The organism is Enterobacteriaceae bacterium ESL0689 (assembly GCA_029433525.1).
In the GTDB taxonomy this organism is placed as follows: domain Bacteria; phylum Pseudomonadota; class Gammaproteobacteria; order Enterobacterales; family Enterobacteriaceae; genus JAQTIF01.
This window is the reverse complement of sequence record JAQTIF010000001.1, coordinates 1-26,406: the sequence shown is the minus strand read 5'-3', so window position 1 is coordinate 26,406 and position 26,406 is coordinate 1. Positions and strand designations below refer to the sequence as shown.

Sequence of the window (26,406 nt, the reverse complement as noted above, 5' to 3'; positions counted from 1 at the left end):
AGCTACTGATTTTTGTTGACCTAACAACTATGATTAACCTATTGAATTTAAGAAAAAATCATAAGTGCGGTTAATATGTTAGAGCGGATTTGTAGTATAAGACGTGCTTTCAGTTATTGCTTTTAAGACCACAGGAAAGCTCAGCTGCTTGACGCTATTTTCTGAGTTCATTCCGACTAAGTAACTCACATCAAGCCGGCTTGAATCGCTAGCACTTCTGTCACCTTTTCTAGTTGGCATACTGGACCAGCTTTCGCTCCGCGCTCAAAGCTAACTGTCAATTTAGCAGGGTATTGGATGCTTTTTTGTCAGACATGGCTAAGTAAAATGCAAGTGGTTAGTCAAGAATGCAAATACCGAAATGGACTACTAAAAGTGTTTGAATGTATGCTTTTGTAGTGACATCTTTTCGACCCATCCGTGCAGGCAAGCACTGGATTGTCAACATCCGTAACCAGAAGCCATCAAAGTAATAATATTGCTCAAAAGACAAGATAGAGGGGAGCTTCAAGGTAAGACATGCTGTTAGCATACCCTTGCATTGGGCCACAAACAATCTCACTGTACCTGCCACAATTTTGCCACACTCACAACGCGCAAAAATGCACATTCGTGTTAAGAAAAGCAAAACAATGCAACAGTAATTATATGATTTCATTGGAAAATATGGTGCCGATAATAGGAGTCGAACCTACGACCTTCGCATTACGAATTAGTAGATTCACATTTAACTAACTGTTTTACATACACATTGCCGCATTCACACCGCATAACATGATGGCACATAACGTAAGAAATGGGATGGTGCTTTACCATGTATGGCACAAATATGGCACAAGCTACCAGCCCACTCAACCAGGTTCATCCCCGCTCACGCAGGGGAACACCTTATCTCAAATTGATATGACCTGTACCATAAAAACCCGCCTCGGCGGGTTTGGTTAAGGTGTCACTGAAATTGTGATTATCAGGCCACATCCGCTCCAATAATAAGGTGACTAAGTGCTTTCACGCCCTCAGCATTATAGCGGAATGCCTCTACCTGTTTGCTGGAGTGCGCTGACTTATCGAGAAAGAACTTTCCGTTCTGTTCAGTTTTAAGGTTGTTCGCGTTAGCGACGCGTCCGATCTTCTGAGCAGATACACCAAGCATTGCACCAACTTCGCCAGCGGTGTAGTAATGCTCTTCGATTACGGGTAATGGTATTGCGTCATAACCAATCAGCGGATTAATCAATGAAGCCGCCAGTGTTTGGTGCGCTACTGGGTCGAGGCGTGGAAGAAGAGCCATAATCTCACGGGTGCTAGCGATGTTTTTTTCCAGTGCCTGAGCTTTTAACTGATCCGCTTTTGCCAGTCGGTACTCAGTAATGCCAGACTGGTTTTTCTGTATTGCGGGGGGAGCCTGCATATCTTCCAGTTTATCTACCAGTGAGCGCCGAACGGCTTTCGATTCGCGAGCAGCAACGCGGAGGGCCTGCTTGATGGACATTTCAATGACTTCAATTTCTGCGCCGTTTTTTTGACCTACAAAATTTTTGTAGGTCTCGCCATCAAGCTCATCCTTGATTCGCTCAACAAAAACATTGTTACGAACCGGACTTTCACCACACCGCCTGCGGGTCTGATTAACCATTTCGAGTAATGACTGACTATCAATGATTTTATCAGTGACAACAGATCGCACATTTGCTACAGTTTGTTTAGTCATATACGTTCCTACACGTTGTTAGACTTCAGTAGACCGCCAGCACCCACTGGCGGTTTTTCTTTTATAAAATCCGTGCTACTTCCCCTTTCTGTAATTGCTTTTCTGCTTCTTCCTGCACATACATCATGAAAATAGCACTATCTTTGAAGCGATCACAAAGACGCGTTGCAAGGGGGGATTCAATTGCGCGTAACGCCGGGTAAATTTGGTTCTTCCAGGCTTCATACATAACTTCATAGTGTTTAGCTAAAGCATTGGCGTTGTATGCGTGTTTTTCACGAATTGATGGATCATCCTTCGCAGGAAGATTGATTGCTACTTCGCGATCAAGAATATCAAGAACCCAGCGGCGAAACTCTTTGGCAACCGGAGTGCGGGCAAACATAGCGATCAGATGTGCGCCACGCAGAGAAAAAATACGAACAACTTTGGTGAGATTTCCCGAGACGGTCAATTTGACTGTCTCGGACATTCCAGCGGTAAACTCATCGGAGTATCTGGAATAAATTCGGCTTACCGAGCTTTCCGTTTTGTATTGCAACGCTTGTGCAATCTCAACGGCAGTGAGCCAGATTTGATTATTACGATTGATTATATTGAAATTGACATTGTGAAAAACGAGTGAGGTTGTCATGAGTTGTATCCTTACTGATTTGTTCAGAAAACCCTGTATTCAGCAGGGTTGGTCAGGCACTTGAACACCGCAGTAAGACGGCCTGCAACCTTAGCCCTTCGGCTATTTTTCGGTATGCACGCTACCCGACCATTATTCAATGAAATCTGGATACAAAAAAACCGCATATCTTTCGGGCGCGGATTCCGCTTACTGAGGTGTGTTCAGCACCTGTGGTCACTATAGAGCATAGATTGGAACAGTGTCAACCAGTCGCTCTGAATGCAATAAAAAACCCCGTCGCTTAGAACGGGGTTGGTACACTTAATAAATCACCCCGCATTCGCGGGGAACACCTGTTCCCAGTTCGACATAATTTCGCCGGATACGGTTCATCCCCGCTCGCGCGGGGAACACACCTTCCTCCACAATACTCTAATGAACAATTACGGTTCATCCCCGCTCACGCGGGGAACACTCTATTTGACTTAAAGCAGGTTTATTCATATCAAAAACAGTACCGATTATCAAGACGATTCAAACTACGCCTCAGTTCCTGAACTCAATTTTTTCTTCACTTTCCTGCCTAACGCTATACCGGGTTTCTCAATTAAAAAATAGGAGAGTGCCGCTAGTACGATTGTTCCCGAAATATATCCTGTAAACGCTAACAGATTAAACGAACTACTTAAATCAACCGCCTTATTAGTCAATCCTAAAATAATTGGGTGTGTTAAGTATATGGAGTAGCTTATCAACCCTAGGGAGACCGGCACTTTTGATTTCAATTTAACTTTAGCTGTAAAAAGCAGAAAAAAAATAATTCCAGTAAAAAAACTGCCGATATAGCTATACGCACTCTCACCTAATCCCCTATCAATATCGTAAACCAAAAACGAAATTACGGGAAAAAACACAACGAACAGCAAGCCCCACACTACTGAATATTGCCTCGCCTGTCTATTTTTATTTAAAGTGGCGTCCCTCCAGACACTACCAAAAAACATCAGAGATAACGATACAACGATACCAACCGGAACAGGAATGGCAGTCAGGTAACGGATAATTGAAGCAAAAACACTTACAAACAAAAACAGGATAGAGATATAAAATCTAAATTTTATTTCAAATAATACCCCCGCGACTGCGAATATAGTGCAAACAAAATAGAAGGCAAGCTCAACGAGTAGCGTCCAATAAACGCCCAACGCATCCGGATAGCCTAATAATTTTTGCAACATCGTTAAATTAGCTAAAGCCATATCACCAGAAATTGGTGATTCGGTAAAAAAATACGCCAATATAACCGCTAAAAATATAGACAACCAATAGGCTGGATATAATCTAAAAAATCTGGAGATAATAAAGTCTCGTATTCCCCCTGCTCTTTGCTTCAGACTAAACGGAATAACAAAACCGCTTAACAGAAAAAACACCACTACGCCAAACTGGCCCGGCGTAAAAAAATCGAATATCCAGTATCTGTGCACGGGCGTGCGTTCAGCGTAGTGAGAAAAAACAACCGTCGAGGCAGCGATACCTCGTAACGCGTCTAAATAGACCAGTCTGGATTTATCGGGGTACATACGCTACACTCAAATTAGGTATTTTGAGCGATTTTAACCCGTTACGATTGAATTGTCAGTCGTTTCAGGTATCCAGGCTGGACGTCCGTCTTTGGAGCCAATCGTCAGCCCGTCTGGCGGTTGTGATTGATACTCCTCGTATTCCTGTTCCGTTACTGCGACCACGTCAGCGGGGAAACTACTACCCCGCTGATAATCGTCGATCAACGATTCAAAATAAAAACCCCGTGTTTCTGCTGAAAAAAAAATCATTATTAACTCCCTATCGCAAACCACGACATTGAAAATTTAGAATCTGAACCGTTTAGCGCCACGTCAAAACCTGACGACGTATCGTTAAAATACGTTGCTGTTACAGAGGCGTACGCGCCAACTGTTATCTGAATACTAAAACAGCCTATTGGGAACGTGGTGGGAAACGTAACGTGTCGGGTGTTCTTATCGACAGTAAATCGTCCCCACTGCGTTATTATTCCTGTGGTCGGGTCTTTAACCCAGCCGTTTTGAGATACGTATCCGACCGGCTTTCTCGCAAAATTCTGATCCACCCACTCCTGCGTAGCACGGGTATTGATATTGTTAGTGAGACTTGTAACCTGAGCGCTTGTCCAGTCTTTAGCATTCTGCTCAGCCTGGTTTGCTCTGTTCTGTGCGTCAGTCTGGGTAGACAGATCCCCTGTATAGCCCTCGTGATAAATCCGGTATCGTTTTCCGGCAAGTGAATGCCCGCCAATAGCTAAGGAGTTATCGGTATCCAGTCCGAAAAAGGTGGCAAAGTCCCCCTCCCGGTGAAACATCATTGCCGCAGATGCCGATTTGTTACCACCGTTACTCACCTCAAGGGAGGGCTTATTCCTGTCGCCAGTCGCACCCGGGAGATCCGGGGTATTGTTTGACATAAACGCAGTCGTCAGGTTATTTGCGGACGGATAGCGGCCATTTACCGTCATTACCTGACCGTTAGCGGTGCCCAGTGCCGTTGCAGGAAGATACAATCCGTCCGATTCCTGCTTTGAATAGCTGTAACCGGCGGTTTGGTAATTTCCCTTTGGCTGAAACCGGGTATCGGATTCCGTTCTGGTGTAATAGTTTTTTAACCCCAGAAACCTGTCAAAGGTCGACCAGGATGCCTGCGATTTATCCGGTTGTTCCCCCTTCGTTTCTTTCACAGAGACATAAATAACGTTTCCGAACTGAACGATGGCAGTTTTTGGATAGGAAAGTGAAGCGTCCCATTCGGCGACCCCGCGTTGCGTCAGGTACATCAGCCATTCATCGACACGCTTACCCACTGCGTTAAACCACTCTAACGGTGGTTTGCCCGCTGTTCTGTCCAGCGTTACTCCCCATCCCCTCAGGACATCGGGGAACGCTTCGATTTCTCCCGTTTTAGCGTCCTGCGCAAATATTTTTAAATCGGGTTTTTTAATAACTGACATTCATTAACCTCGTAAATTTTCCATCGTTAAAACCAAATGCGAGCGGATTTTGAATGCAGCCAAATGGCTGCGCATCGGTAATAATGAGATATTTATAACTGACACCCACCGGTCTCGATAAGATGTCGAGATTTTTCAGAGCATGGATACGAAAAGGTGTTAAATAACCGGCAGGGATAACGACATTCATCGACATATCATAATTATCGATAATGAAAGCCTGCTCGCCCAGTAAATGACGTAATGAATACGTAATACCGGCAATATCAGGCTGCTGATAGTTTTTGATGATTTTTGCTTTGATAAGAAACCGATATTCGTCATCATTCAGTACAGAAGATGCCTTTAAAGCGTCACCGTAGCGGTAGAACACACCGGTATTAAACCCAAGTGCCGCCTCAACTTCCGACCAGCCAAAATACTCTTTGGGGATAATGGACTTCATCACCCGGTCAATCCCAGCGTGCCGCCCGACTAAATCCAGCGCATAGCCGGTGGCGGTATTAACATCCAGCAGGGTGGAAAGCTGAATTGCGGATCCAAACACTTTTTTAGTTTCAGAAAGCAAAAGCCCGACGGTTTGTCGGGCCTTCGGTTTTCCTCTGTACTGCCAGATTAAAAAATCTTCCCGCGATTTACTCAATCAGTACCTCCACATTTTCAGGCGTGATCCTGGCGCACTGGCGAACGCCGATAAGCGCTGTATCTGAACCGTTAACCCGTATGGATTTGATATAAAAACCCGGCACAGAATTAACCTGGCAGGTCAGCCGCATGGCGTAAACGTTCTCGCCTATGGTGAATTCCGTTGCGGCCAGCGCGGCTTTGATACCGTCTGTATCTATATCGTTAAAACCGGACGTGCGCTCCAGCACCAGTCTGATGCTGATGTCGATAATCTCTGCGCGATCAAAATAGACGGTGCGCGGTAGATCCGCATACTGAAGTACATACGCCACATTACCCATCAGACCACAGCCACCCATTTTCTTTTTAAGAATGGTTCGCGCGATATCGGAATCGCTGCCGCCGATAACCACTGCATTCAGCGTATGTCCCGGAACACCGTTACCATCGGTCTGACTGGTGTAGTTCTCATATACGCGCGCCTGTTTTACATCCGCAATATCAAGAAGTGCCCCCTCAAGACCCTGGCGATCATCGTGGTTATTAATGGAATGTGAACGCATAAAGCGGATAAGCAGGTTGCCGTCTGTTTCCTCAAACGCCCCCGGTATTGCGGCCGATGTGGTAGTGACCTTCTCAACGCCAACCGTGACTGTTTCCATTGTCAGCTCAGAACCACTGGAAAGAGAATATCCTCCCAGCTCAACACTGCGAATGCCCGCCCGCGCTGAACCGTTGGTGTTCAGGCTGATAGCCGTCAGCGTAAGCCATTTAACGCGATTGCTGTCGACCAGTACCGCGCCTGCCGGGATCGGGATATTCGGCCTGCCCGTGAATACCACGTCATGGATATAACTATAATCCGCACCACGACGGACGACCCCCGCGTACATGCTGCGCTGTTCAAGCCAGGTTCCTGTGGCCTTGTACGGATCCAGCATCTGTACAATCATGGCAATAGCCTGGTTGACGTTGGCTATTTCCTGTGAGAACAGCCCGATCATCTGACCGTCCGGGGTATCGCTATCGAGATTAATATCATCGCCATAGATACGCCTGAAGCCCTCGATCAAGCGTTGATGCACATCGGCGAGCTGGTCAATTATAATGCCGGTATCAGTTATCCGGAGCATGGGTTACCACCTGGTTGTTCTCGCCATAGATGTCGTTATAGCTCACCTGCACGCTCATGCGTCGGGTATCGGGATCAAGACCGATTGCAAAAGCAGTGATTTCTGTTACTCCAGCCGTGCTGAGTACAGTATTTTTAACGCAGATTCCATCTGAATCAGGTCCGGGTTTTTCTGCAGCCAGTCGAACCACTTAAGTCCATGCTCGCGGTTTAAAAACCAGTCACCATAAAGCGACAAAAGGCGGGTTTCTACTGACTGGGCTATCGCCTGTGATTCAGTTGCATAATCCCCGCGCCCGTTGCCAAACATCCAGTCGTGATTACTGTCCAGTCGTCGGGTTCTCATCAGCAAGGTGCTCCTGTATTGCCGCTACCGGTCTGTACGCCTGTGTGCGTGTGTGTATCACCAATATTTTTGCCGTTGTGAGTCATCATGCCACCACTGGATTCGCTATCGCCCGTAACCGAATGGTTACCGTTAATCAATGAATTTCCGGTCTGCACCCGGTTCCCCGTGTGCTCAATATCACCCTGAATGGTTATTTTTCCCGGCGTGATACGAATGAATGTTGCGCCATCATCGGTCTGCATCGACAGTGCATCCGTTGAATACGCCGGGATTTTTTTTGGGTCGGCTGCTGCCCTGCGGCAGAAAAAATGCGTCTGAGTAATCATGAAAGCGGGTATCGAGTGGCGCGGACTGTTGGCCGGATACAAACCAGCCATCGATGCAGCGCTCGGAAAATATCGCTAAGCCCTCGTCACCGGGTTTCAGGGGAACTGTCACACAGAATCCTCCACCCCGATAAAAACCAACAGGCACATCCACCAGCGGTGGCAATGCCAGTTGCACGCCGTCACGCATAACCTGGTCGATCATAAGCTGTAGCGTTGCAGTATGACCGTTGCACGCAATTACCGTAGCGGGAAGCGCGGTGTGAATATCACGTCGCTGGTTGTCTGCGTTCTGACTGAGCACATCCAGCAAACTGGGATTTTTTTCCATCAGGTACCTGCCTTTTTAAATCGCCCGCCGACGCACAGTAGCTTTGTGTACCAGTCATTTCCCAGCAGATCGCCGGTATGGGTCAGTTCAGTGATTTTATAATCACCGTTGTACTCGGGGATGATGGACACGACGCGCACCAGCCCACCGATACACAATGCGGGATTACACAGGCAGGTTATCTGCAACCCGTCGTCGGTTTTTTCCGGGCTGTTAATCATTCCGGTTTCCTGCGACAACACAAATCCGTCGTTATCAGACGCCACCTTATCCTTTGGTAAAACAGTCAATTGTCCGTCCTGTACTGACCAGTCGGCATTATTGTTTTTACCGATCTTATGCAGGGTATCGCGTGCGTTTCCTGTCAGCACTTTTCCACGCGGCAGGATCCGGTCTTCAGGCAGATCAACAACGCCGCTTTCCAGCCCCATCGACCTGGATGCTTCCGCCAGAATGTCTTTGTCACTGGCTCCGGCCTGAAGCGTTTTATTCAGCCCCGCTTTTGTACAGGCCGCGTGGCCATCACCGCAGGTCATTTCGGTAATGAAGTCAACGCCATCCCGCAGGGTGACCGTATTGGTAATATCACCGGTATAAATCAGACGTAACTCATCCTCGCGATAGGCCACGGACAACGACAGCCGGTCATAAACCTTACTGGCGATTAAATTGCGGTTTGAAGCGTTGAGATTCCAGATCCGAATAACGGCCGGATTAGGCTCACTGGTTAATGTTTTTTCTACCGAGAACGCAACCCGCAGGCTGGTTATTTCGATGGATTCACTGGCGTTGCCAATATTAAGCCGTAGCGTTCGTCCGAATTGCCTCACGCCATACCTCCGTTTCGACTGCGTAGAGCATCAGTCTGTTGCCCAGCTCGCCGCGCTGTAGCGAATTGATTCCGAGACCCGAGCCGTCAGCCAGCACCAGGACGAAGGGTAATTTACGCTCCAGCAGTGCCGGAGCGTTAACCGTTAATCCCTGCAGACGGGTTATTTGTTCGCCGGTGTTCGTATTCAGTAAATCGAACTGCCAGCCGTTTAAGACAGGATTGAAATACAGTGTCAGTCTCAGGTTCATGCCGAATAGCGAAAATGACTGCTCCTGTATTTCACCCGTTGAAACCGGGATTTCGTATATCATGCGTTAACCCCCCATCATTGATTTAAGCTCTTTGCCGATCATCTTAATTCCCGATTGACTGACTTCTTTCGGTTGTGTTTTGCCAAGGTTCTTTTTGGCAGGTGACGATGATTTCACATCCGGATGGATACCCCGGGCCTTCTGTGACTCAACGATAAATATTTCCCGTAGCGTTAGCGTAAACTCCGCCGAACCGTCGTACATCTGCGTAACACTGAGACTCAGGATCATCATGTTGTGGTACTGGCGGATCCCTGTCTGAACGGTGATTGTCTCGCCGCTTTTTGCAGGGTCAGCAGGTCTTCATACGCTTTTCCTACCCGGTCGAGCGTAGCCGAGGTGTCATTAGCAAGCCCCGCCGCTTCCGGATACCAGGGAGCCAAAACCCGGCTTACCTGCTCTTTTGCTCCGTCTGCCATCGTCAGAAACTGATTCGCCATTGCCTCAGTCTGGCGGGTATATGCGGTGATTTCGAGGGGGCGGGTAGGCTTCATAAAATGACGTGTCGTAACCGGTCAGATTTTTGAATTGTTGCGGTGGCGAGTAGCCAACCATCACACCAGACACGGTGATTTCTTTTGGTTCGAGAACGGCGTGATCGGCAATGCTGGCTCCTGATTCAACCGGGTTCTCAGTCAGGCGCAACGTGGATCCATGCCCTTCCACGGTTACGCAGTCCAGAATAAAATCGCCAATTGAGCGCGTGATGACCGTCGCCCGACGTGAGGTGTTAAATCCGCTAAGAATATCCATAGGACTCCGGAAATGAAAAATATAAGAGGGCTTAACGATTAACCCCTCCCTCCAGGTTTCTGGCCGTCTGCTTCAGCGATTTTTCCAGCCCTTTAGCTGACAGGTCTGCAGCCTGCACCGGATCTGTGCTGGCAATGTGCTGGGTTACCTGGATGTCATTTTTGATGCTGGTCTGCCTGCTGTTATTGGTCGTGGCGTTCGTCACACCGTTACCTATCATTGCGTTACCCGCGACCGGAGAGGGTGATTGTGTGATGGATTTTATGGTCTGATCGAGGTCGATCGCCTTCCCTTTAACATCAACATCGCCGTCGCCAAGCCCTACCATGTCTTTGGCTCCGTCCCATAATCCCTTCAGCTTGCCGACCGTATCATCATACTTCTTCGTGACCCAGTTAAAGGCTTCCTCAAACGGTTTCTTAATCATATCGGTCACCAGTCTGAAGGTGTCGCCGATTTTTTTGGTAAAACTGTCGGTATCACTGCCCCAGATATCGAACAGGCCCTTAATTAACTCCCAGCCCTGCTGAAATGGTAAGGTAAGAAGCCCAGACACCCGGGCGAACGCCGCGCCGAGCGCTTTAACGGTCTTCCCGGCGCCTTCCTCGCTCATCCCCAGTGATTTGAGGATGTTCTTTACCCCGTCGCTGAAGAACGTCTTAATCTTCTCCCATGTCTCCTGGACGGTTTTCCAGAAGTCGCCGAAGGACGATTCACCCGTTTTCAGCCACCGGTACAGATCGTACAGCACATACCCCAGTCCCACCACCAGTCCGATAACCAGTCCAATGGGGTTCATCAGCAGCGCACGACCGAGCCAGATAAACGCCTTACCTGCCGTTCCCACAAGTTTAATAACTTGGCTGAACGGAGAGGTCAGCAGCGCCAGCGCACGACCAAACATTCCTGTACCTTTGATAACGGACAGGAACAGATTAGTGCCGAACGCTGCTGCAAACATGGAGCCCAGGAGTTTCAGCGAGGTTTTAAACTCACCGGATAAATTGGCCCACCAGTCTTTTACGCGCTTAATCCAGGCAATACAGCTTCCCCAGAATTCGCCGAACTGTGATTCTCCCCCATCCAGATAGACCATCAAGTCGTCAATGATGAGCATTAAACCGACAATTGCAGCAACTATCCAGGTAATCGGGTTCATCAGCATCGTGCGGTTGAGGATGGCGAACGCCGCCGTCAGCATGACAAGCGCACCTTTCCAGCCGATGGTGTTTTTAACCACCGAACCGATCGCCCTGCCGGTATTCACAATCACCTGTATCGCGCGCGCGCCAAACTGGATAGTTTTCGTTAGCCCGCCCGCAACCAGCTCTTTACTGGCACTGAGCCAGTTGTTAAAACCATTCACCGCATTCGTCAGTTGGGGCAGCAGGTTGAGCGCGATTTTGGTTTTAACTGACTCTATCGATACCCCGGTGCGTTTCATTGCGGCCTGGTACTCGTCAGCCTGCTGTAGCTCTGCCTGTGAGATGTTGAAGAGCAAGCCTTTCTCTTTTGACAGCGTACGCGCACCACCCACGGCCTGATCAATAAAGCCCAGTACCCGCCCGGATACATAGCCAATCAGAGCCCCCACACCCGCCGCCAGCATCTTCAGCTTACCGACCGATTTCTCCGCCTCCTTCGCCTTGCGTGTGGCCTCTTCCGTTGTCCGTATCGAATGATCGCCGATATCGTCCAGATTCCGGTTTACCCGGTTTGCCTCGCTGGCAATCTGCGCCGCTGCCACACCCAGAGCGACAACCACGTCATTTATTTTTGCCGCCTGCGTCGTATCAACGCCGATAGCGACCAGCAGTTCCTCGATCTCCATCGTCCGACCTCTGTTGCGCCAGCAAACGCTCAACATATGCCTCGTGGAAATCCAGCACATCCTCGAGCGTGGCCGTGGTGCGTAAATCATGCCCGGTGTAGATACCTTCCATCACCGGGAGCATTTTTATCCAGTCAACATCACTTACCGGGCCGTCAGCGTCACCGAGTCTGGCATACTTATCGCAGAGGCGACCCCATCGGGCAAAAAATCAGCAAAGTGGAACATTATCCCCTCAATAATGAGCGGAATGTAATGTGAGCGGTGAGCATTGAAATGACGGTTAAACACATCGGTACGGTTGAGCGTGACCGGCTGGTCGTTCTCATCGCGTACCGTAACGTATTTAATGATAAATGCCTCAACACCCTGCATTTCTGCTGAGCCGATATTCGACACGATGCCGCCAATATCGATTTCAACCTTCGAATCCTGCATGGAGATACATCCCTTAAGCAGCGCCAGCAGTTTCATTGCCTGGTTTTTGGCCTCGATAAAATTGGCCTGGCGATGTTCATAGATCACATCATCTTTATTCATTTAATGCCCCTTTTGCTAATCGGGTAACAATACGTTCGAACTGGATAATCCAGGTGTTGGGGTTATGCGCAGTACCACGGGCATGGGTCGGCGGCGTGGTAAAAAATCCCGCCTGTCCGACCAGTTCGTCCCCGTTCCAGGTATCCTTAAAGTACATCTCAATCGGAGTGGGTGCCGACTGGCTGTTGAGGATTTGATTACGCAAATCGCACAGGAATTTGTTGTCAGCGGAATGCTGTAACAGCTTAAAGGTGAGAATACCGGACTCGTTGCCGGTAAACACAAATACCCCGCGCCCTCCGGCACCGATGGTATACGCGCCATCATCCCCGACGGGTGCCAGAGAAAACGAGTCGCTGGACTCGTCCCACGCAGTAATTTCGTAACCGTTCAGCGACAGGATGCTGCGGTCATGTCTGTAAAGGCCCATTTTTTTTTATCCTTAACGGTTAAACTGAATAAGCAGGTCAGCAGAATGACCCGCTCCCGCCAGTTTGATGGCGCACATAACCGGCATCATTTTGCGGGCCTCGCGATCGGCATCAGACTGCAGGTCGAAACTGTCGGAGTAGAAATAGAAGCCTTCGTCGAGCCGGTCGCCCCACGTCAGCGCACCCACGTCATTACCCCGCCACAGACCACCTGCCAGAAACCCGTTGCGCACGAACTCAGCACCAATGATATTCAGGGAGCCAATCAGCATCGCCTGGCCCTTGTCGGTTTGCGGCACTTTGCTCGGGTTACCCTGCAGCGCGGTAAATGCCTGTTTCTGGCAGGCGTCAAGAAACGCATCGAGCCCCATCACTTCATCGATGAACGTGCCACCCAGCATCTGCCCTTCAGCCAGCATGTTGATGCCGTCATAGTCGGTATAAAAATTGATGCCCAGTCGCTGGCATTTCGCCGCTTCGGTTAATGTGATGCGGTCATCCGAGCGCACGCTGGTCTGCTGCTTGAACTTGACGGTTTTAGCGGTGTTCTGTCCCTGCCAGAGCGTTGAAACGGCAATCGCCAGCAGCTCTGCTGCAGCATGGTTATCACCGGTTTTGTTGTACTGCACCATCAGGCGACCACTGTTTTTGTCGTACAGTTTTTTGAGCATATTCGCGTTGTTCCACTCGATTTGCTCATCACGCACTGCGGTGTACGCCAGCACTTTCAAATCCGCCGCAGCAATCCAGGAATGCGCGTCGTCCAGTTGCTCATCTGTCAGTGCATCAGCGAAATAGGCCCCGTACCAGTTCTGGTAAAGGTTCTGCAACTTATGCATCGCTTCGGATGGCAGTTCGGCGTTGACTGTCTGTGCCGCCTGCCCGGTGATTACCGTCGCCTGCCCGTCTTCCAGCTTCAGCAGACTGCCGATATAAGAACCGGTTCCGGGGTCGGTGGCATAACCAATACGGGTTGCGGGATAGGCTCCGGCAGTCTGCGCCTGAATAATAAGGCGGTTACCGACACCATCCCACAACGCGCCGATGTTGCCTGATTCCGGGAGCTGGTCGTCAATCACAGCGGCCACATCGCTGAAATCAATCGCTGTGCTAAAATCCAGCCCGCTCAGCGTGGTGGCGACACCGCCGATATTCAGCGTCATAGCGCCGTCGGTGATGGCTTTGAATGTGTTAATGCCAGCGGAAATCGTTGAGCCTTTGAGCGCGTTTGCGGTGGCAGCAATTTCCTGTGTTTCAGCGGCGAACCGGCCAATCATGGCGCGTTTCGGTTTCGGGCGGGCGCTGAACAGCGAAAGCGCCGCTTTGTAAGCCTCTGACTTCGAACCAAACTGACTGGCTACATCCTCAGGGCCGGATACAAACACATAGCGGGTTGTGGCATCCTGGAACGGTTCGCCAACGTCTGAAGTAAAAATGGTAACCATACTCAAATCCCGGCGCTGTGCTGCGGTAGCCTGCGGCAGGATCTGTGCGTTGATTACCTCCTTAATGGGTAAGCTCATTGCTAATCCTCATAAAGAATAATATCCACCGTCTCACCACGGTTAAGCGGTGCGGCAATACGATGGATATGAGAGAGTGTTAAATCGATTTGCGCCCGTTGCTCCTTGCCACCGGCAATCGCCGTCGGCAGATTGCGGATCTGTGGCTTACGGACAATTCCAGCGGGGATCTGTTTGAATTGTTGCTGAGCGTAATGGGTACTGAGTGATGACGACAGTTTTTCGATAATCAGGCAGGCGTTAGGTCCAAAGGCGTTAACCGATATCAGTGTTTCACGGGTTGAGGTAATGATCTCGGCTTCGGTTACCCCGTCAAAGCGGCGCTCTTCACCGATGAGATCAGACGTCACGCTGCTGACAGAAATAAAGTAATCCAGCGCCGAAATATCGGTTTCCTCGTTTCCGTCAATCACCCGGTCTTCAGGTAACTGTAAAACCGCCGCTATCGTCTGCCTGACTGCCTTCATATCGAGTTGCGAAAGCGTCGTAATAGCCATAATCATTCCATAATGATTTACTGATAATGCGCCAGCGCAGACCATTCCATGAGAACAACTCTTTATTCTCAACAGGTGCCTGCGTCATCACGCGCACCGTCGGGTTATAGCGATCACCCTCAGGCAGGATCTGCAGGTCATCGTTGCTGGCAGGCTGCACAATGCAGATAAGTTTCCGCATGGTGCCGGATGCTGCGGTAAATTCACACTCCTGACCAAAGAACGGATCAGAGAATATTTCGTCGGCAAAATCGTCCATTATTTATCGCGTACCTCATAAGTGATGGATTGCAGTAAATTCCCGGTATCGATTAGCGGTCTGGAGGACCCTTTTCTGGCGATGGTTTTCGGGTCCAGCGGTGGTGCAATTCCCGACTGGATTTTGCGTTTAACCTCGCCAGCAAGTTTTTCACCCACCAGCGCAAACGCCGCTTCCGTTTGTCCGTCTTCGAAAATCGCTTCCTGAAGACGTTTAGCCAGAAACCGTGAGGCCTGTTCCTTATTCTCACGGAGGGTAGAGCGCAGAAACGAACGCTCAGGAATATGACCTGGCACGCCGAACTCATGCGCGGCGGCAATCGTGGCCGTGCTGAGACCATCATCACGCCCTGTATTGCTGGCTGCTGGTACGCCAATAACCACTTTCGTCCGTCCCAGCGCACGAATACGGGCCTCCAGTGCCCTAAGTCCCGCGCCTTTAAATTTTCCCGAATTTTTAATCATCACCGTATCGCCAGTACATGCACACCCACCAGCTTACGCAGCCGGATATATTCCTGCCCGTAACTGCTGGAGGCGTAGCCGTCGTGATTAACCCCGAAACCAGCGTCAGGTGCGGAATAACCCAGCGACAAGCCGCCTGCACTTTTGCTGGTAACGGCCATAACCGGTTTTCCATTTGCATTGCCTGAGCCGGTTAACACGCCAGAGGCATAAAGCAGATGCGCCGCCATGGCGTGCTGGCCCTGTTCATAGAGCTTTCGCCACACCCTGCGGCTCATCTGGTTTGCAGCATCCTGCAGGGCGCCTGCAATACGCTCTGGCGATATAGCGGTGAATTCAGGGTAACGTGCGGTAAATTCCATGCTACCCCCCGTGATTACTCTGCTGGCGAGGATTTATAGTCAACGTAAACAGCCGACTGTGGCTGTTTCCACATTGCACCACCGAATGCCGAGCGATAGCCGCACTCGTAGGTCAGCAGATCACGCGGTCGTACAGCCAGCAGTTCTGGCATATGCACTTCCATTTCAACGTAATCCGCTTCATACGTGTAGATAGCCATGCGGGTTTTACCCGTCTTGATGCCAACCGCATAATTGCTGGGTACTTTGACAAAAGTGATACTGAAATTATCGTTGCCGGAAGCCTTACGCAGCGCCGCCATGATGCGGTCCATTGCCGCAATCGGCAGCAGGTCGGTACCGACAACAATCGGGTTTGGATCGAATTTCTGCATCGCCAGCATGAAGTCGCTGGCATCCATTGCGATATGCGTTGGCTGGATGCGGTAACCGGATTTTCGCCAGGCTACGTTGTAAGCATCCAAAACCAGCTTAACAAACTCATCCGATGTCATTTCAGCAATGGTTTTGCCGGAAGCGTCGATAATAATTTGTACACCCGTGCCCGTCAGTAAACCTTCCTGGCCCTTCACACCCTGATGCCCGACATAACCCGCGTACTGGATAGTCGACAGGGCGTTAGCGTACAAATCATCCTGTTTCTTGGATTGCAGGTTAATATTGAGCCTGGCAATCTTCTCCAGTTCCTGCTGTGTCCAGGTAGCTGCTTTAGCCCACTGGCCGACAGGTGCTTTCAGCCATTCGATATCACTGTCAATGGTTTTCAGGCTGTTGGTTTTGTTACCGATGATGCCGTCTTTAACCGATCCGACTACTTTCGAGACACCAAAATCCACATATTCCCGGGAAAAATCGAGCCCCTCTTTAACGGGAAGCGCTTCGCCAATGTTGATCTCCGGTAGTTCTTTTTCCTGCAGCTCCATATCGCGCTCGGTTAGCGCTTCCTGCAGCACTTCTTCGAAATCTGCTGATTCCATAGGCATTGGTTATGCTCCTTCCGTCTGCTGAACTGCCTGTTGTACATAGCCCAGGGTGATGGCCACGCAGTTATTACCTGCACTCACATCCTCCACCCAGTAACCCAGATCGATATTGCCGGTTGCTTCGGTAGTCACCTTCCCGGCATCGGCACCCGTCGCGACGATATAGGCGGTATCGCCACGGGTAAAATCAGCGTCATCGACCGTCAGCGCGCCGACACAGTCACCGTGCGAGAAATGCCCCACGTTGACCTGTTTGTTATGCGGCGCACCGTCGCCATAGATATCGCGCACCACAATCCCGTGGATACGGGTATCGTCAGCAAGAGGCATGACGCCACCCTCGGGGTTGACCGCTACGAACGTGCCATAGGGCAACTTCGTTTCGGTCAGGTTCTCTTCGCCCCAGACTTTGTCGTTTGAGCTGGAGGCTCGTTTAATCGAGCCCGGTTTGATGGTGCCTTCGGCACCGTCCCAGTCAGTAAACCCGAATGCCATAATTATTTTCCTCCAAGGCGTTGCGTTGCGGTTTTTTTCGAAGCTGGCTTGTTGTCTTTCAGTAACTGAGCGCCAATCTCGCTACGTGGTTTTGACGTGGCCTGAATGGCCGCGTATGCCGCGCGGACTTCGCTGTCGGTCATTTTTTTGACCTGCGCGTCATTAAACGCCCGGGTACTTACCAGCACAGCGGCACGAACATCACGCGCGGATTTAGCATCACTGAAACTAATTTTCGGGAAACGGACTTTCGCATCGGTCAGGGTCGCTTCGGTTTCCGCGTCGGCTTTCAGATCGGCGAGTTCTTTTTCCAGTTTTTCCACCTTCGCTTTCAGGTCTGCGTTTTCGGTTTCCAGTGCAGCGATTTTCGCGTCCTTATCATCACCACCACCAGCTGCGGGATTGTCGTCGGTTGTCACCGGCGCACCCGTCACGCTCTCCAGTTGTGCTTTAAGTTCCGCCAGTTGCGCCAGCACTTCCTGAGCCTTCTCCGTTGCTTCTTCCGTTCCCTGTCCCTGGAGTTCTTCCAGCGCCTTTTCCAGCGCGGCGATCATGCCGACCAGTTCATCTGCAGTCAGGGCGGCGCCTTCCGCATCCTTCAGTTTTTTGCCCTTCAGGAATTTCAGGGCGTCAGTTAATGTTTTGAACATCGTCTTACCTTTTTTGTCGTTTAACTTACACTGAGGTCCGTAACGCCCCTCTGCCACGCCCGCGACGTGATTGCCACGGATGTTGATGTGGTAAAGCTTTCCGCCCCGCTCGACGAGTGTTGCCGGTTCATACCCGACCGACACCTCCCGGATACCGGTTGCCTCCAGCGCCTCTATGGCTGTCGCGTCAGTGAGGTAAACATCGCAAACTACGGTATCCCCTTCTATGTGGGTGTTAGCAATATGCCCAACTGCTTTATCCCTATGGTCCACAGCGGTCACTTCTCCATCATCAGGATGGGTCAGCGTGAAGGGGAGGCCATTAAATGAAGCGAGGGTTTCGGGCTTTGACAGCTCGTCGAGGGTGCGGATAACGGTAACTTTTTTGCCGGCATCGCTGCCAGTTAATCCCAGTTCGTGGCCGTAATACTCAACCGGCCCGCACGGGTTATCGTCGCAGTGGTAATAACATACCCCTGCGGTGTTCGTTTCCAGGCCATGAATTAATCCCATGAGACGTATGGAAGGGCGACGCAACGACACTGATAATCCTCACCAGGTTTACCCTCGTATGCGCCGATACTTTTTCTCTTCTTCCAGGTTTTGCCGCCATCAGCGGAGTAGACTGTCGGGTCGGAGTATTTGCAGAGCATATTGTTCAGCACCCGATGACTGTGGCGTTCACGTTCGTCACCTGCCCCACCCCATTCATACAAATCAAGACCCAGCGCCACACTGCGCGCTTCTGTCAGGTCGGCATTGAGTTTTGCAGTCTGATCCCGGGCAATGAATTTCGCCCGGCTTTTTGTAACGTTGCCCCGCTCCCGGATAGTATCGATGAGGTTTTCATGCCTGCCACCCGCGGCGAGATTGCCAAAAACTTTCTCGCCGATATCGTTGATAAAATCGGTCTGAATAGACTTAATCAGGGCGACATTCTCCCGCACCGCCTTGTCCATCTGCGCTTTGATGGCCCCGTCGCCCAGCATCCCGGAAAGGTCAATTCCGAACGCAGCGTTATAGATGCGTTGCGTCCGCACCTTATTCTGGGTATTCGCCCGCGTTACCAGCCCCACAGATAATCGACTGGCAATTTCAGCAATGGATATGCCCGCCAGGCGCTGAATAACTTTTGATAACCGGGTGGTGATAATGAGAGGGGGGTGTAGCGGGTGCATCATTGAGCGCGGGGCTTGCCAGTTCGTCGATAACTATCCGCACCATGCCGTCGATAAACTCAGTCAGGCGGTCGCGGTACCAGATTTCACAGCGCTTGTCCGGCTTGAGTGGCCGCATTCTCCGCCGTCGCGGTTTCCGCTGGCCCTGCCTGCGCTCCAGTAGTTGTTGAAGTTCCATAGCTGCTCCATGAATCAGAATCTGCGCCTGCGCTGACGATGCCCTTTATTTCCTCTTCCGTGACGGTTTTCAGCACGCCACGATTGATCATCTCCCGGATAGCAACCTCGTCAGTCAGAATTGACGATGTGACCAGCGTGTTAAACCCGGTGGCGTACTGGCTAAACCGGGTTGCCTCATCAGCTTCGTTAATGCTGTCGATTGTCGGGTATTCATAGGTCAGACTTTCCGTGATGGCGAGTTTGTCCAGAATGAACTGATCGGCGAAATCCTGCATGGGGCGCAGACGCGATTCCTGCAGGCCGTTAATGGTTTCGTAATAGGATTTATTGTCTTCCTCGCCGCTACTGAACCCGCTGGCCGATTCACCGAATAGCACCGTTATCGGTCGGTCCAGGGCACCAGACAGCACTATCGCCATTTTGCTAATCACGTCAGAGAGGCCGGTGAATTGCGCGTTCTTCTGCTCATATCGCCCTTGCGTCTGTGCGTCTCCCGCATCAATCAACAGCAGCCCGGTAGAGGATTTGGTTTCCTTCATCACCCTGGCGTACTCGCGCACCTGTCCTTCCTGACCCGCTGCGATCTGGTTATTCATGCCGGGAATAAACAGCACATCGACATTCGCTTCCTGAATGGTGTCGCCGGTGCTCAGGATTGCAGTGTCGAACGTTTTAACATGCTCGTAAGGCGCCTGAAGGTCTGACGTGCCAAACTGCGCGCGATCCTTAATGCTGTGATTGCCCAGCTTCGTCCGGCAGCAGCGGGAGTGGTGAAACCTGAGTTGCTTTGTCCCGACATCAAGTTGATACGTCAGCGGTTCACCAAAACAGTCAGAGCGGATATCAGTGATGACGGTCCTGTCTGGCGTGTACTCACCTTTCCGGAACACCAGGAACTTAACGATATCTTCGTTCTGCAGATTAAGGGGCGAGGCGATCTGGTCGTCAGCACAATCTGTGATAGCCACAATTAGCGAGTCACCCAGCAAGGACGCCCAGCCAGAGCACTATGGAATACCTCGTTCAGCTTCAATTCTTTTTCTGCATCGGTAATTCGCTGGATCAGAGCGCTATCAACATCACCCGAAAATTTCCGGGGCAGCTTCAGCATGTCATCGGCCGTTTTGTTGATGTACTTCTTCACCACCCACGATTTCTTATTCATCGCGAGCAGTTCTTTATCCGACACATCGGGTTTACTGCTGCTGTACCGCACCGCGCCGATCTTCTCGCCGAGCGAGGTCATTAAACTAACCAGACCATCATTCAGACGGCCAACAAAGTTCTTTTTCGCCATTACAGGATATCCAGTGGACTGAGGGTTTTTCTCTGGTACAAATAACGTAGCGCCTGCGTCATGGCGTCAACGGTGTCATCGTGCCCGGCAAACGGGAATGTCGTGATTTCTTCCACCGTTTCGGTGATCCACGGTGCAATATCAGGGTGTGGCAGCCAGACATTGCCCGCCTCCCATTCTGCGGTACATGCGTGGGCCCGTGCGATTTTACTGCCATCCGGCTCTACCGGAATTAATCCTGATATGATCGATTTCAGTGAGTCAATAACTGCCGGACCGTTGGCTTTATTCTCCACCAACTTGCGCCGCGCCTGCGGGTATTTCTCAACCAGTAACTTCACGGCTTTGAGGGTTTCGGTAAAGCTCATGCGCTTGCGGGTCTGATATAGCAGATAAGCATTAGCGCCTTTCTTACCCCATACCTGACCCACAACATAATCCGTACCGTTGCTGTCCTTAAACGTCATATCCCAGCTGTGAATCACTTCATCAAAGGCATCAGGCAGATCTTTCGGCAGGTAGTACCGGGCAAATTCTTCATGGAATATCTGCCCGTCTCCGGGTTTTGGTTTCTGCTGATACATCGCAGACCAGAAATAATCCCCGAGAATGGCTTTTGTTTCCAGCAATTTATCCAGCGGGTGCAGTTCAGGCACCAGCGCTTCGCCCTGCTCATTGATCGCAGGGAACGCCAGAACCTTAGCGCGTGGCGTGATTTCTACTACACGACCGGATAAGTCATCCGTCGCCCAGCGGGTCGCCATGATAATTTCACCACTGTTTTTCGACAGGCGGGTTTTAAACGTGGAAACGTACCAGTTCCAGACAGATTTTTTTGTTGTCGGGCTCAGCGCTTCCTTAGCGTTTTTTATCGGGTCATCGATGATACCAAGATCGATTTTCTTACCCGTTAACGGTCCGCCTACGCCAGCACAGACATATGTCCCTTTATGGTTGGCAATGCCGAATTCGTCAGTGTTGCGCTTTACGGCGACACCATCGTCGGGTTTGTTACCCAGCCATGCGCCCGGGAATATGTTGCGGTATTCCGGCGTGGACATAATGCGCTGAACGTCGGCATTCATGTCCCCCGCCAGATCAGCAGAGTACGACAGCGCACCCACACGCATTTCGGGATATTTGCCAAAGAAATACGCTGGCAGATAACGCGAAACAATATCCGATTTACCATGCTGCGGCGGCGCACCGAGGATCAGTATCGGGCGCACCCCGTCCAGCATATCCAGCAGGAACTGATCCAGAGCATCACAAACCGTCTGTGAGAACTGGCTGGTGATGTATTCGGGGTTAATGTACTGAATGAAGTCGTGGAGGCTTGCCCGGGCGCTGCGCCGCTTGAGTAGTTCCTTAGCTGCTGCCTGTTTACTTACCGCCGATAATTGCGGCGAGTTGCTCATCAGTGAGATCCTCCACACTTACAGAGTGACTATGCTGGATAGGCTCACCATTCGGCCCACTCAGTTCGGTTTTTGTTTTCAGCATGCCGAGGTGTTGGGCCACCATCTTCATGGCGTCATCCTGATTACGGGTGATGATCTCAAGGCCTGATTTCCCCTCTTTAATCCCGGCGAATAACCTCCGCTCCGCACCAGTTAAATCACGCGTATCGTGGAATACAGTGCGACCAATGCCGACGCCATTGCAACGCGGGCAATCAGGGTTAGGATCCACCGTGCCGTCGTAGCCGTAACCGCCCGTGTCCTGCAGTGCCTTGACACCTTCCATCCCAGCAACTTTCTCCTCGGCTTCCTTAAATTCAACAACGTCGCGCCACTGGTAGTTAAAACCGATCCCCCAGCAGTAACGGCAACAGCCACGATGATGTTCAGTCAGTTGCGTAGCGTCTGCCGTTGCAATATCCCACCACCACTTCAACACTTCGTCCTGCGTTATCCTCACTCTTCGCGAGCGTTCGTCCAGAGCATCGCGGATTGCCTGGCTGACCTTAGCATTCCTTAGCAATCGAGAGGCGTTAACGTATGCCGTGTTACCTTCGCCTTTATAGCCAGCGCGCCGATAAGCAGCCGTACGATTGAGGTCGACTAGATATTCTTCAACAAACCTGACCTGCATATCGTTTAGTCCGTAATTGCGCAGGTTGAAGGGTGGCGCACTTTCCGGTGTATCGTTCTGCGCATCAATTGGCATTTGCTCATGCTGCGCAGTTATGGGGACTTGTTCAGCCTGCGCATTGCGCACTTTCTTCTGCGCAGTTGGCTTTTTGATATAACGCCGCGCAGATGTGTAATTCAGTCCCTGCGCTGCACACCAGTCTTTCGGGGATATTCCTGTTTTGGCGTGCTCGGCGAGGAACTGGTCTTGCAGTGCTCCCCAGTCCGGTTTTGCCATGATGTTGTCCTGTGTTCACGCTATATTATCATTTATGCGCGTTGGGCATCCCCAACCTTCTCTTGCCCGCCCATTGTTTTGCGACATTCAGGCAATCCTCAAAAATTTTCCCTTTTGAACTCAGGTGGGATTTTCTGTGGTAGTAATCAATAGCTGCGTCAGCACCAGATAACGCCGTGTTCTGGTCGTATCCCAGCCTCACCAGCTCTGCAGTGACGTTTTTGTGAATAAATTCCTGTCTGTTCACGCTGGTTCTCCCTCGGGAAAATCACCCAGATCGGGGATAGCAATTTGAGTCAGCTGTAGGGCGATCCTGGTTGCCTCCCGGATTTTTTGATATCGCGCTTGCGTTGCGCCATCAGCACGCTCCCTCTCTGTCCTCGGTGCTCAAACGACAGACGATCAAACGTGGCAATCTGATTGTGGATTTGCTGACCAGTCATATTAATGAGCTGGTTAGCGTCAAGCGTGCCAATACTCACCACTGATTCTTTTTCAACCAAATCCAGCAGCCAGATCCGGAGATCTTTGGCTACGTTTGTGCGAGACATCATTCCTATTAAATGCGCTCCACGAGGAGAGAATAAACGCACATCAATTTCACGTAAGCTATTGTTTATCCCATCCTTCCTCACTTTGGTCACAACAGACATACTCTCTGAAAACTCATCCTCGTGACGTTTGAAAATATTAGAAACTTTATTCGGACTGGCATAACCCAGCAGGTCAGCCAGCGCATCAGTGGTAAACCAGATCTTTCCATCCCCGTTGTCAAACGGGATTACAGTGTGGTTTTTAAACGTTAGAGCAGATTTCATATTCATAGTGACGCACCTTTTAGAAACGAGCCTCGTTGCCCAGAAACGACGCCCACAGAGAGGTCACCACCAATAACGGCGTTCCTCCGAGGCTCGTTTCCAGAAAGCTCTGTGTGATTTATGCGCCGGGCAAGGCGCGGTGGATTGCAGATATAAAAAAGCCCCGCGATTGCGAGGCTCGTTGTCAGAGTTGATATCCGTCCCCTGACGGACGGGGTTTTACGGCACACCGGGAAACGGCGAGGCTTCCCACCTCTACTGTGCTGGTAGTGCGGTTTTCCGCAGTTTCGGTAAAACCCGCCGCCAGTTTTCATCTGATACACAGTGAGGATGCGGAACAATCGCGCGCGTTTCTCGTTCGAGAACTTTTCTTCCGGCTTCCAGAGTCCGTTGGTACTCAAATGCCATAGAGTAGAAGCTCGGCGCGTATTCAGATTTGAGGGTTCTCATTGCAGGATAGGCCAGCTCGATATTCTTCCGCATATATTCGGCGGCATTCCATATCCAGCAAAGGGAGCAAAGCTCTTTCGCGAGTCAGGGTGATTGTCATTGGTTCGTCTTCCAGTGCCGCGGGCTGGCTGGCTGGCTGCTGATGGAGTTTCTTTTCACACTCGATAAAATAGCGACGGATTTGACGTCCCTTTTCGTTGCGCTCAACCATCGCCAGCTCTTTGGCTGTATCCAGGGTAAGATGATATTCCTTACGACGACGTCCTACAGTTTTCGCCAATTTTGGCGAAAATACGATGTAGTCTAAGTTTGCAGTGAAGCCATACTCTGAAATCCGTTCCCGAATCCAATTAGAAAAATCCCTACCGACTTCAAGAAAGACATGTAAATCACGAGCATTGCAAAGTAAAGCAGATTCGTTAGAAATAGAACCACTGAACACAGGAATGAGTTGGTTATTCATTTTTATGCCCTATCAGATATTTTGAATTCCACAGATGTGGTGACCGGGCGCTCAAAACCGCTGATAGACGGCGGACATATTCCCATTGCTGGTATTGTATTAGCCACACGCCCGGTCATAAATCATGAAATCTGGACATAAAAAACCACAAACTATCGGGCGTGGGAACCGCTATCAGAGGTGTTTTGAGCACCGGGTATTACTATAAAATATAAACTGAGATATCGTCAATCAATATGGTGTCAGGAGGGTAGAAACGGCCCAAAAGTTACCGCGGACTTATTCCCCTTTCGGGTGTTGTATTCGTCGCCCTCCCGACTCTGGTCGGGGTGTGACCGCGCGGTGCGTTCACTAAATGACAGGCATAAAAAATCCAACACTGACGGGGTTGGTTCTGACCGCTAATGGGAGGTTTCTACGCCTCACAGATAAACAATAAAGGAAACAGGCTAGTCTGTCAATTCAGGCACTGCGTATTGACGTACTCCTGCAACGCTCTCAGGGCTGTCTGGTCTCGGATAATTCCGGCCCGGATAGCGAGAACGTTTTCTGCAGCAGACTCAGAGAGTTCGACGGTGGTAGTAGTGTCCACGCCGGGGGTGCTGGTGGTTTGGGCAGTGGCTGGCACGGTGGTGCATTTACCTGCGACCCGCACCCGGCCACCAGCAGCCAGACGCTGGCGCAGAGAATCGTTTTCAGCGTTTGCAATGGCTAACTCCTGTGTATATTTCGCGTCAAGTGCCGCTGCGTCACGCTCGCGTCGCGCCATATCGGTGATGGTATTGTTCGCCAGCCTGAGGTTGTTTTCTGCTGTGTTTGCACGTTCCCGTTCATTTGTGTATTTGCCGTGGTAGTGAACAGCCGAACAGACAGCCACACCACACACGGCCACGATTGCCAGTTGATAACGCCAGTTCACGACTATTTACTCACCCAGTTCGAGGACAGAATCCCCTGACTCGGAATAGGCAACCAGCCCGGAATACTCAGGAACGATACCCCCGTCCGTTGATTCAAATTCTGGGATAACAGTATCTGTGATTGTGTAGGCGGGCTGGCTGTTCTCCTCAGCAAATTTAGCCAGTTCTCTGATTTGTTTGATAGTCAGTGTTAGAGGTTCCACAATTTTCTCCTGTTTTCATGGTTACGAATATTTTTGCTCAAATAACTTGCGCTCTGCCTCACGCCGTTTAGTCAGTCCGGCCAGCACACGACCGCCTGATTTATTCCAGCGGGCAAATTCACGCGCAGCACCTGCGTAATCCCCCTGATTCAGACGTTTCAGTAGCGTGGAGGACGAGAACGAGCGCTGCCCGACGTTATAGGTGAACGACACCAGCGCGTCGAACTGGTTCTGATTCAGCCGTACCCGCACCAGTTTATTAACCGCCTGCTCAAACTGCACCACACCGCAGCGTAATAACCGCTCAGCTGTTTCCTGGTCAATCCTCAGTCCGGGTTTGATCGGTTTGCCGTCTACCGATTGTGTCCAGCCGTAGCCAATTGTCCATGGCGCGTGTCCTGTTCCAGGGTCAGGATACGCGAACAGACGACAACCCTCAAACTGTTTAATCAGTCCGAGTCCGTTTTCTGATATTTGCACGA

Annotated in this window: 35 protein-coding genes and 2 pseudogenes; all 37 read right to left on the bottom strand. The window is 50.6% G+C overall.

Annotation, left to right across the window (positions count from 1 at the left end):
- Positions 1–967: 967 nt before the first annotated feature.
- Positions 968–1,711, bottom strand: coding sequence for a hypothetical protein (locus PT300_00185; GenBank protein ID MDF7679121.1), 744 nt, complete (start codon positions 1,709–1,711; stop codon positions 968–970).
- A 61-nt stretch (positions 1,712–1,772) separates the two neighbouring features.
- Complete coding sequence (locus tag PT300_00180) at positions 1,773–2,345, bottom strand: BRO family protein (GenBank protein MDF7679120.1); 573 nt, start codon at positions 2,343–2,345, stop codon at positions 1,773–1,775.
- A gap of 521 nt (positions 2,346–2,866) precedes the next feature.
- Positions 2,867–3,910 carry an acyltransferase gene (locus tag PT300_00175; GenBank protein MDF7679119.1) on the bottom strand — a complete coding sequence of 348 codons (1,044 nt, stop codon included), beginning with the start codon at positions 3,908–3,910 and terminating at the stop codon, positions 2,867–2,869.
- Between the two features lie 33 nt (positions 3,911–3,943).
- Positions 3,944–4,162, bottom strand: coding sequence for a hypothetical protein (locus PT300_00170; GenBank protein ID MDF7679118.1), 219 nt, complete (start codon positions 4,160–4,162; stop codon positions 3,944–3,946).
- A 2-nt stretch (positions 4,163–4,164) separates the two neighbouring features.
- Complete coding sequence (locus tag PT300_00165) at positions 4,165–5,349, bottom strand: hypothetical protein (GenBank protein ID MDF7679117.1); 1,185 nt, start codon at positions 5,347–5,349, stop codon at positions 4,165–4,167.
- Positions 5,336–5,992: a DUF2612 domain-containing protein gene (locus tag PT300_00160; GenBank protein MDF7679116.1), complete on the bottom strand. Its 657-nt coding sequence runs from the start codon at positions 5,990–5,992 to the stop codon at positions 5,336–5,338. The genes PT300_00165 and PT300_00160 overlap by 14 nt, the downstream gene beginning before the upstream one ends.
- Complete coding sequence (locus tag PT300_00155; protein ID MDF7679115.1) at positions 5,985–7,109, bottom strand: baseplate J/gp47 family protein; 1,125 nt, start codon at positions 7,107–7,109, stop codon at positions 5,985–5,987. Before PT300_00155 ends, PT300_00160 begins: the two co-directional genes overlap by 8 nt.
- A gap of 105 nt (positions 7,110–7,214) precedes the next feature.
- Positions 7,215–7,454, bottom strand: coding sequence for a hypothetical protein (locus PT300_00150; protein ID MDF7679114.1), 240 nt, complete (start codon positions 7,452–7,454; stop codon positions 7,215–7,217).
- Positions 7,454–7,699: a hypothetical protein gene (locus tag PT300_00145; protein ID MDF7679113.1), complete on the bottom strand. Its 246-nt coding sequence runs from the start codon at positions 7,697–7,699 to the stop codon at positions 7,454–7,456. The genes PT300_00150 and PT300_00145 overlap by 1 nt, the downstream gene beginning before the upstream one ends.
- Complete coding sequence (locus tag PT300_00140) at positions 7,686–8,114, bottom strand: Gp138 family membrane-puncturing spike protein (GenBank protein MDF7679112.1); 429 nt, start codon at positions 8,112–8,114, stop codon at positions 7,686–7,688. The genes PT300_00145 and PT300_00140 overlap by 14 nt, the downstream gene beginning before the upstream one ends.
- Positions 8,114–8,944 (bottom strand): hypothetical protein, encoded by an 831-nt coding sequence (locus tag PT300_00135; GenBank protein MDF7679111.1) that lies wholly within the window; start codon positions 8,942–8,944, stop codon positions 8,114–8,116. The genes PT300_00140 and PT300_00135 overlap by 1 nt, the downstream gene beginning before the upstream one ends.
- Positions 8,913–9,257 (bottom strand): hypothetical protein, encoded by a 345-nt coding sequence (locus PT300_00130; protein MDF7679110.1) that lies wholly within the window; start codon positions 9,255–9,257, stop codon positions 8,913–8,915. The genes PT300_00135 and PT300_00130 overlap by 32 nt, the downstream gene beginning before the upstream one ends.
- A 3-nt stretch (positions 9,258–9,260) precedes the next feature.
- Positions 9,261–9,491, bottom strand: a complete 231-nt coding sequence (locus PT300_00125) for a hypothetical protein (GenBank protein ID MDF7679109.1) — start codon at positions 9,489–9,491, stop codon at positions 9,261–9,263.
- Entirely contained in the window at positions 9,488–9,697 is a 210-nt protein-coding gene (locus tag PT300_00120) for a hypothetical protein (GenBank protein ID MDF7679108.1), read from the bottom strand. Before PT300_00120 ends, PT300_00125 begins: the two co-directional genes overlap by 4 nt.
- A 4-nt stretch (positions 9,698–9,701) precedes the next feature.
- Positions 9,702–10,010: a hypothetical protein gene (locus PT300_00115; protein ID MDF7679107.1), complete on the bottom strand. Its 309-nt coding sequence runs from the start codon at positions 10,008–10,010 to the stop codon at positions 9,702–9,704.
- A 31-nt stretch (positions 10,011–10,041) separates the two neighbouring features.
- Positions 10,042–11,841, bottom strand: coding sequence for a hypothetical protein (locus PT300_00110; GenBank protein ID MDF7679106.1), 1,800 nt, complete (start codon positions 11,839–11,841; stop codon positions 10,042–10,044).
- Between the two features lie 144 nt (positions 11,842–11,985).
- Complete coding sequence (locus PT300_00105; protein ID MDF7679105.1) at positions 11,986–12,381, bottom strand: putative phage tail assembly chaperone; 396 nt, start codon at positions 12,379–12,381, stop codon at positions 11,986–11,988.
- Positions 12,374–12,811: a DUF3277 family protein gene (locus PT300_00100; GenBank protein ID MDF7679104.1), complete on the bottom strand. Its 438-nt coding sequence runs from the start codon at positions 12,809–12,811 to the stop codon at positions 12,374–12,376. The genes PT300_00105 and PT300_00100 overlap by 8 nt, the downstream gene beginning before the upstream one ends.
- A gap of 12 nt (positions 12,812–12,823) precedes the next feature.
- Positions 12,824–14,335 (bottom strand): DUF3383 domain-containing protein, encoded by a 1,512-nt coding sequence (locus tag PT300_00095; protein MDF7679103.1) that lies wholly within the window; start codon positions 14,333–14,335, stop codon positions 12,824–12,826.
- 2 nt (positions 14,336–14,337) lie between these two features.
- Entirely contained in the window at positions 14,338–14,832 is a 495-nt protein-coding gene (locus tag PT300_00090) for a hypothetical protein (protein ID MDF7679102.1), read from the bottom strand.
- Positions 14,756–15,091, bottom strand: coding sequence for a hypothetical protein (locus PT300_00085; GenBank protein MDF7679101.1), 336 nt, complete (start codon positions 15,089–15,091; stop codon positions 14,756–14,758). Before PT300_00085 ends, PT300_00090 begins: the two co-directional genes overlap by 77 nt.
- The gene (locus tag PT300_00080) at positions 15,091–15,555 is read right to left on the bottom strand and encodes a hypothetical protein (protein MDF7679100.1); all 465 of its coding nucleotides are present in this window, start codon (positions 15,553–15,555) and stop codon (positions 15,091–15,093) included. The genes PT300_00085 and PT300_00080 overlap by 1 nt, the downstream gene beginning before the upstream one ends.
- Positions 15,555–15,917: a DUF4054 domain-containing protein gene (locus PT300_00075; GenBank protein MDF7679099.1), complete on the bottom strand. Its 363-nt coding sequence runs from the start codon at positions 15,915–15,917 to the stop codon at positions 15,555–15,557. The genes PT300_00080 and PT300_00075 overlap by 1 nt, the downstream gene beginning before the upstream one ends.
- Positions 15,918–15,931: 14 nt before the next feature.
- Positions 15,932–16,900, bottom strand: a complete 969-nt coding sequence (locus PT300_00070) for a DUF2184 domain-containing protein (protein MDF7679098.1) — start codon at positions 16,898–16,900, stop codon at positions 15,932–15,934.
- Between the two features lie 3 nt (positions 16,901–16,903).
- Complete coding sequence (locus tag PT300_00065) at positions 16,904–17,395, bottom strand: hypothetical protein (protein ID MDF7679097.1); 492 nt, start codon at positions 17,393–17,395, stop codon at positions 16,904–16,906.
- 2 nt (positions 17,396–17,397) lie between these two features.
- Complete coding sequence (locus tag PT300_00060; GenBank protein ID MDF7679096.1) at positions 17,398–18,582, bottom strand: DUF2213 domain-containing protein; 1,185 nt, start codon at positions 18,580–18,582, stop codon at positions 17,398–17,400.
- Positions 18,549–19,226 (bottom strand): phage minor head protein, encoded by a 678-nt coding sequence (locus PT300_00055; protein MDF7679095.1) that lies wholly within the window; start codon positions 19,224–19,226, stop codon positions 18,549–18,551. The genes PT300_00060 and PT300_00055 overlap by 34 nt, the downstream gene beginning before the upstream one ends.
- Positions 19,227–19,309: 83 nt before the next feature.
- Positions 19,310–20,700 (bottom strand): annotated as a pseudogene (locus tag PT300_00050) (DUF1073 domain-containing protein).
- A complete protein-coding gene (terL, locus tag PT300_00045) occupies positions 20,700–22,118 on the bottom strand; it encodes a phage terminase large subunit (GenBank protein MDF7679094.1) in 1,419 nt (472 codons plus the stop codon). The pseudogene PT300_00050 and the gene terL overlap by 1 nt, the downstream one beginning before the upstream one ends.
- Complete coding sequence (locus tag PT300_00040; protein MDF7679093.1) at positions 22,084–23,070, bottom strand: terminase small subunit; 987 nt, start codon at positions 23,068–23,070, stop codon at positions 22,084–22,086. Before PT300_00040 ends, terL begins: the two co-directional genes overlap by 35 nt.
- 28 nt (positions 23,071–23,098) lie before the next feature.
- Positions 23,099–23,317, bottom strand: coding sequence for a hypothetical protein (locus PT300_00035; protein ID MDF7679092.1), 219 nt, complete (start codon positions 23,315–23,317; stop codon positions 23,099–23,101).
- A 49-nt stretch (positions 23,318–23,366) separates the two neighbouring features.
- Positions 23,367–23,894 carry a hypothetical protein gene (locus PT300_00030; GenBank protein ID MDF7679091.1) on the bottom strand — a complete coding sequence of 176 codons (528 nt, stop codon included), beginning with the start codon at positions 23,892–23,894 and terminating at the stop codon, positions 23,367–23,369.
- Positions 23,895–24,143: 249 nt separating this feature from the next.
- Positions 24,144–24,371, bottom strand: coding sequence for a P22AR C-terminal domain-containing protein (locus tag PT300_00025; protein ID MDF7679090.1), 228 nt, complete (start codon positions 24,369–24,371; stop codon positions 24,144–24,146).
- Between the two features lie 112 nt (positions 24,372–24,483).
- Positions 24,484–24,801 (bottom strand): annotated as a pseudogene (locus PT300_00020) (antA/AntB antirepressor family protein).
- A 457-nt stretch (positions 24,802–25,258) separates the two neighbouring features.
- Positions 25,259–25,687: a lysis protein gene (locus tag PT300_00015; GenBank protein MDF7679089.1), complete on the bottom strand. Its 429-nt coding sequence runs from the start codon at positions 25,685–25,687 to the stop codon at positions 25,259–25,261.
- A gap of 39 nt (positions 25,688–25,726) precedes the next feature.
- Positions 25,727–25,927, bottom strand: coding sequence for a hypothetical protein (locus PT300_00010; GenBank protein ID MDF7679088.1), 201 nt, complete (start codon positions 25,925–25,927; stop codon positions 25,727–25,729).
- Between the two features lie 18 nt (positions 25,928–25,945).
- The gene (locus PT300_00005) at positions 25,946–26,404 is read right to left on the bottom strand and encodes a lysozyme (protein MDF7679087.1); all 459 of its coding nucleotides are present in this window, start codon (positions 26,402–26,404) and stop codon (positions 25,946–25,948) included.
- Positions 26,405–26,406 lie beyond the last annotated feature (2 nt).

What these genes read in the sequence shown, in the direction of transcription:
- PT300_00185 (MDF7679121.1), bottom strand. Translation starts at nt 1,711, where the DNA reads ATGACTAAACAAACTGTAGCAAATGTGCGATCTGTTGTCACTGATAAA.
- PT300_00180 (MDF7679120.1), bottom strand. Translation starts at nt 2,345, where the DNA reads ATGACAACCTCACTCGTTTTTCACAATGTCAATTTCAATATAATCAAT.
- PT300_00175 (MDF7679119.1), bottom strand. Translation starts at nt 3,910, where the DNA reads ATGTACCCCGATAAATCCAGACTGGTCTATTTAGACGCGTTACGAGGT.
- PT300_00170 (MDF7679118.1), bottom strand. Translation starts at nt 4,162, where the DNA reads ATGATTTTTTTTTCAGCAGAAACACGGGGTTTTTATTTTGAATCGTTG.
- PT300_00165 (MDF7679117.1), bottom strand. Translation starts at nt 5,349, where the DNA reads ATGTCAGTTATTAAAAAACCCGATTTAAAAATATTTGCGCAGGACGCT.
- PT300_00155 (MDF7679115.1), bottom strand. Translation starts at nt 7,109, where the DNA reads ATGCTCCGGATAACTGATACCGGCATTATAATTGACCAGCTCGCCGAT.
- PT300_00150 (MDF7679114.1), bottom strand. Translation starts at nt 7,454, where the DNA reads ATGAGAACCCGACGACTGGACAGTAATCACGACTGGATGTTTGGCAAC.
- PT300_00145 (MDF7679113.1), bottom strand. Translation starts at nt 7,699, where the DNA reads ATGCAGACCGATGATGGCGCAACATTCATTCGTATCACGCCGGGAAAA.
- PT300_00140 (MDF7679112.1), bottom strand. Translation starts at nt 8,114, where the DNA reads ATGGAAAAAAATCCCAGTTTGCTGGATGTGCTCAGTCAGAACGCAGAC.
- PT300_00130 (MDF7679110.1), bottom strand. Translation starts at nt 9,257, where the DNA reads ATGATATACGAAATCCCGGTTTCAACGGGTGAAATACAGGAGCAGTCA.
- PT300_00125 (MDF7679109.1), bottom strand. Translation starts at nt 9,491, where the DNA reads ATGATGATCCTGAGTCTCAGTGTTACGCAGATGTACGACGGTTCGGCG.
- PT300_00120 (MDF7679108.1), bottom strand. Translation starts at nt 9,697, where the DNA reads ATGGCGAATCAGTTTCTGACGATGGCAGACGGAGCAAAAGAGCAGGTA.
- PT300_00115 (MDF7679107.1), bottom strand. Translation starts at nt 10,010, where the DNA reads ATGGATATTCTTAGCGGATTTAACACCTCACGTCGGGCGACGGTCATC.
- PT300_00110 (MDF7679106.1), bottom strand. Translation starts at nt 11,841, where the DNA reads ATGGAGATCGAGGAACTGCTGGTCGCTATCGGCGTTGATACGACGCAG.
- PT300_00105 (MDF7679105.1), bottom strand. Translation starts at nt 12,381, where the DNA reads ATGAATAAAGATGATGTGATCTATGAACATCGCCAGGCCAATTTTATC.
- PT300_00100 (MDF7679104.1), bottom strand. Translation starts at nt 12,811, where the DNA reads ATGGGCCTTTACAGACATGACCGCAGCATCCTGTCGCTGAACGGTTAC.
- PT300_00095 (MDF7679103.1), bottom strand. Translation starts at nt 14,335, where the DNA reads ATGAGCTTACCCATTAAGGAGGTAATCAACGCACAGATCCTGCCGCAG.
- PT300_00090 (MDF7679102.1), bottom strand. Translation starts at nt 14,832, where the DNA reads ATGGCTATTACGACGCTTTCGCAACTCGATATGAAGGCAGTCAGGCAG.
- PT300_00085 (MDF7679101.1), bottom strand. Translation starts at nt 15,091, where the DNA reads ATGGACGATTTTGCCGACGAAATATTCTCTGATCCGTTCTTTGGTCAG.
- PT300_00080 (MDF7679100.1), bottom strand. Translation starts at nt 15,555, where the DNA reads ATGATTAAAAATTCGGGAAAATTTAAAGGCGCGGGACTTAGGGCACTG.
- PT300_00075 (MDF7679099.1), bottom strand. Translation starts at nt 15,917, where the DNA reads ATGGAATTTACCGCACGTTACCCTGAATTCACCGCTATATCGCCAGAG.
- PT300_00070 (MDF7679098.1), bottom strand. Translation starts at nt 16,900, where the DNA reads ATGCCTATGGAATCAGCAGATTTCGAAGAAGTGCTGCAGGAAGCGCTA.
- PT300_00065 (MDF7679097.1), bottom strand. Translation starts at nt 17,395, where the DNA reads ATGGCATTCGGGTTTACTGACTGGGACGGTGCCGAAGGCACCATCAAA.
- PT300_00055 (MDF7679095.1), bottom strand. Translation starts at nt 19,226, where the DNA reads ATGATGCACCCGCTACACCCCCCTCTCATTATCACCACCCGGTTATCA.
- terL (MDF7679094.1), bottom strand. Translation starts at nt 22,118, where the DNA reads ATGAGCAACTCGCCGCAATTATCGGCGGTAAGTAAACAGGCAGCAGCT.
- PT300_00040 (MDF7679093.1), bottom strand. Translation starts at nt 23,070, where the DNA reads ATGGCAAAACCGGACTGGGGAGCACTGCAAGACCAGTTCCTCGCCGAG.
- PT300_00030 (MDF7679091.1), bottom strand. Translation starts at nt 23,894, where the DNA reads ATGAATATGAAATCTGCTCTAACGTTTAAAAACCACACTGTAATCCCG.
- PT300_00025 (MDF7679090.1), bottom strand. Translation starts at nt 24,371, where the DNA reads ATGCGGAAGAATATCGAGCTGGCCTATCCTGCAATGAGAACCCTCAAA.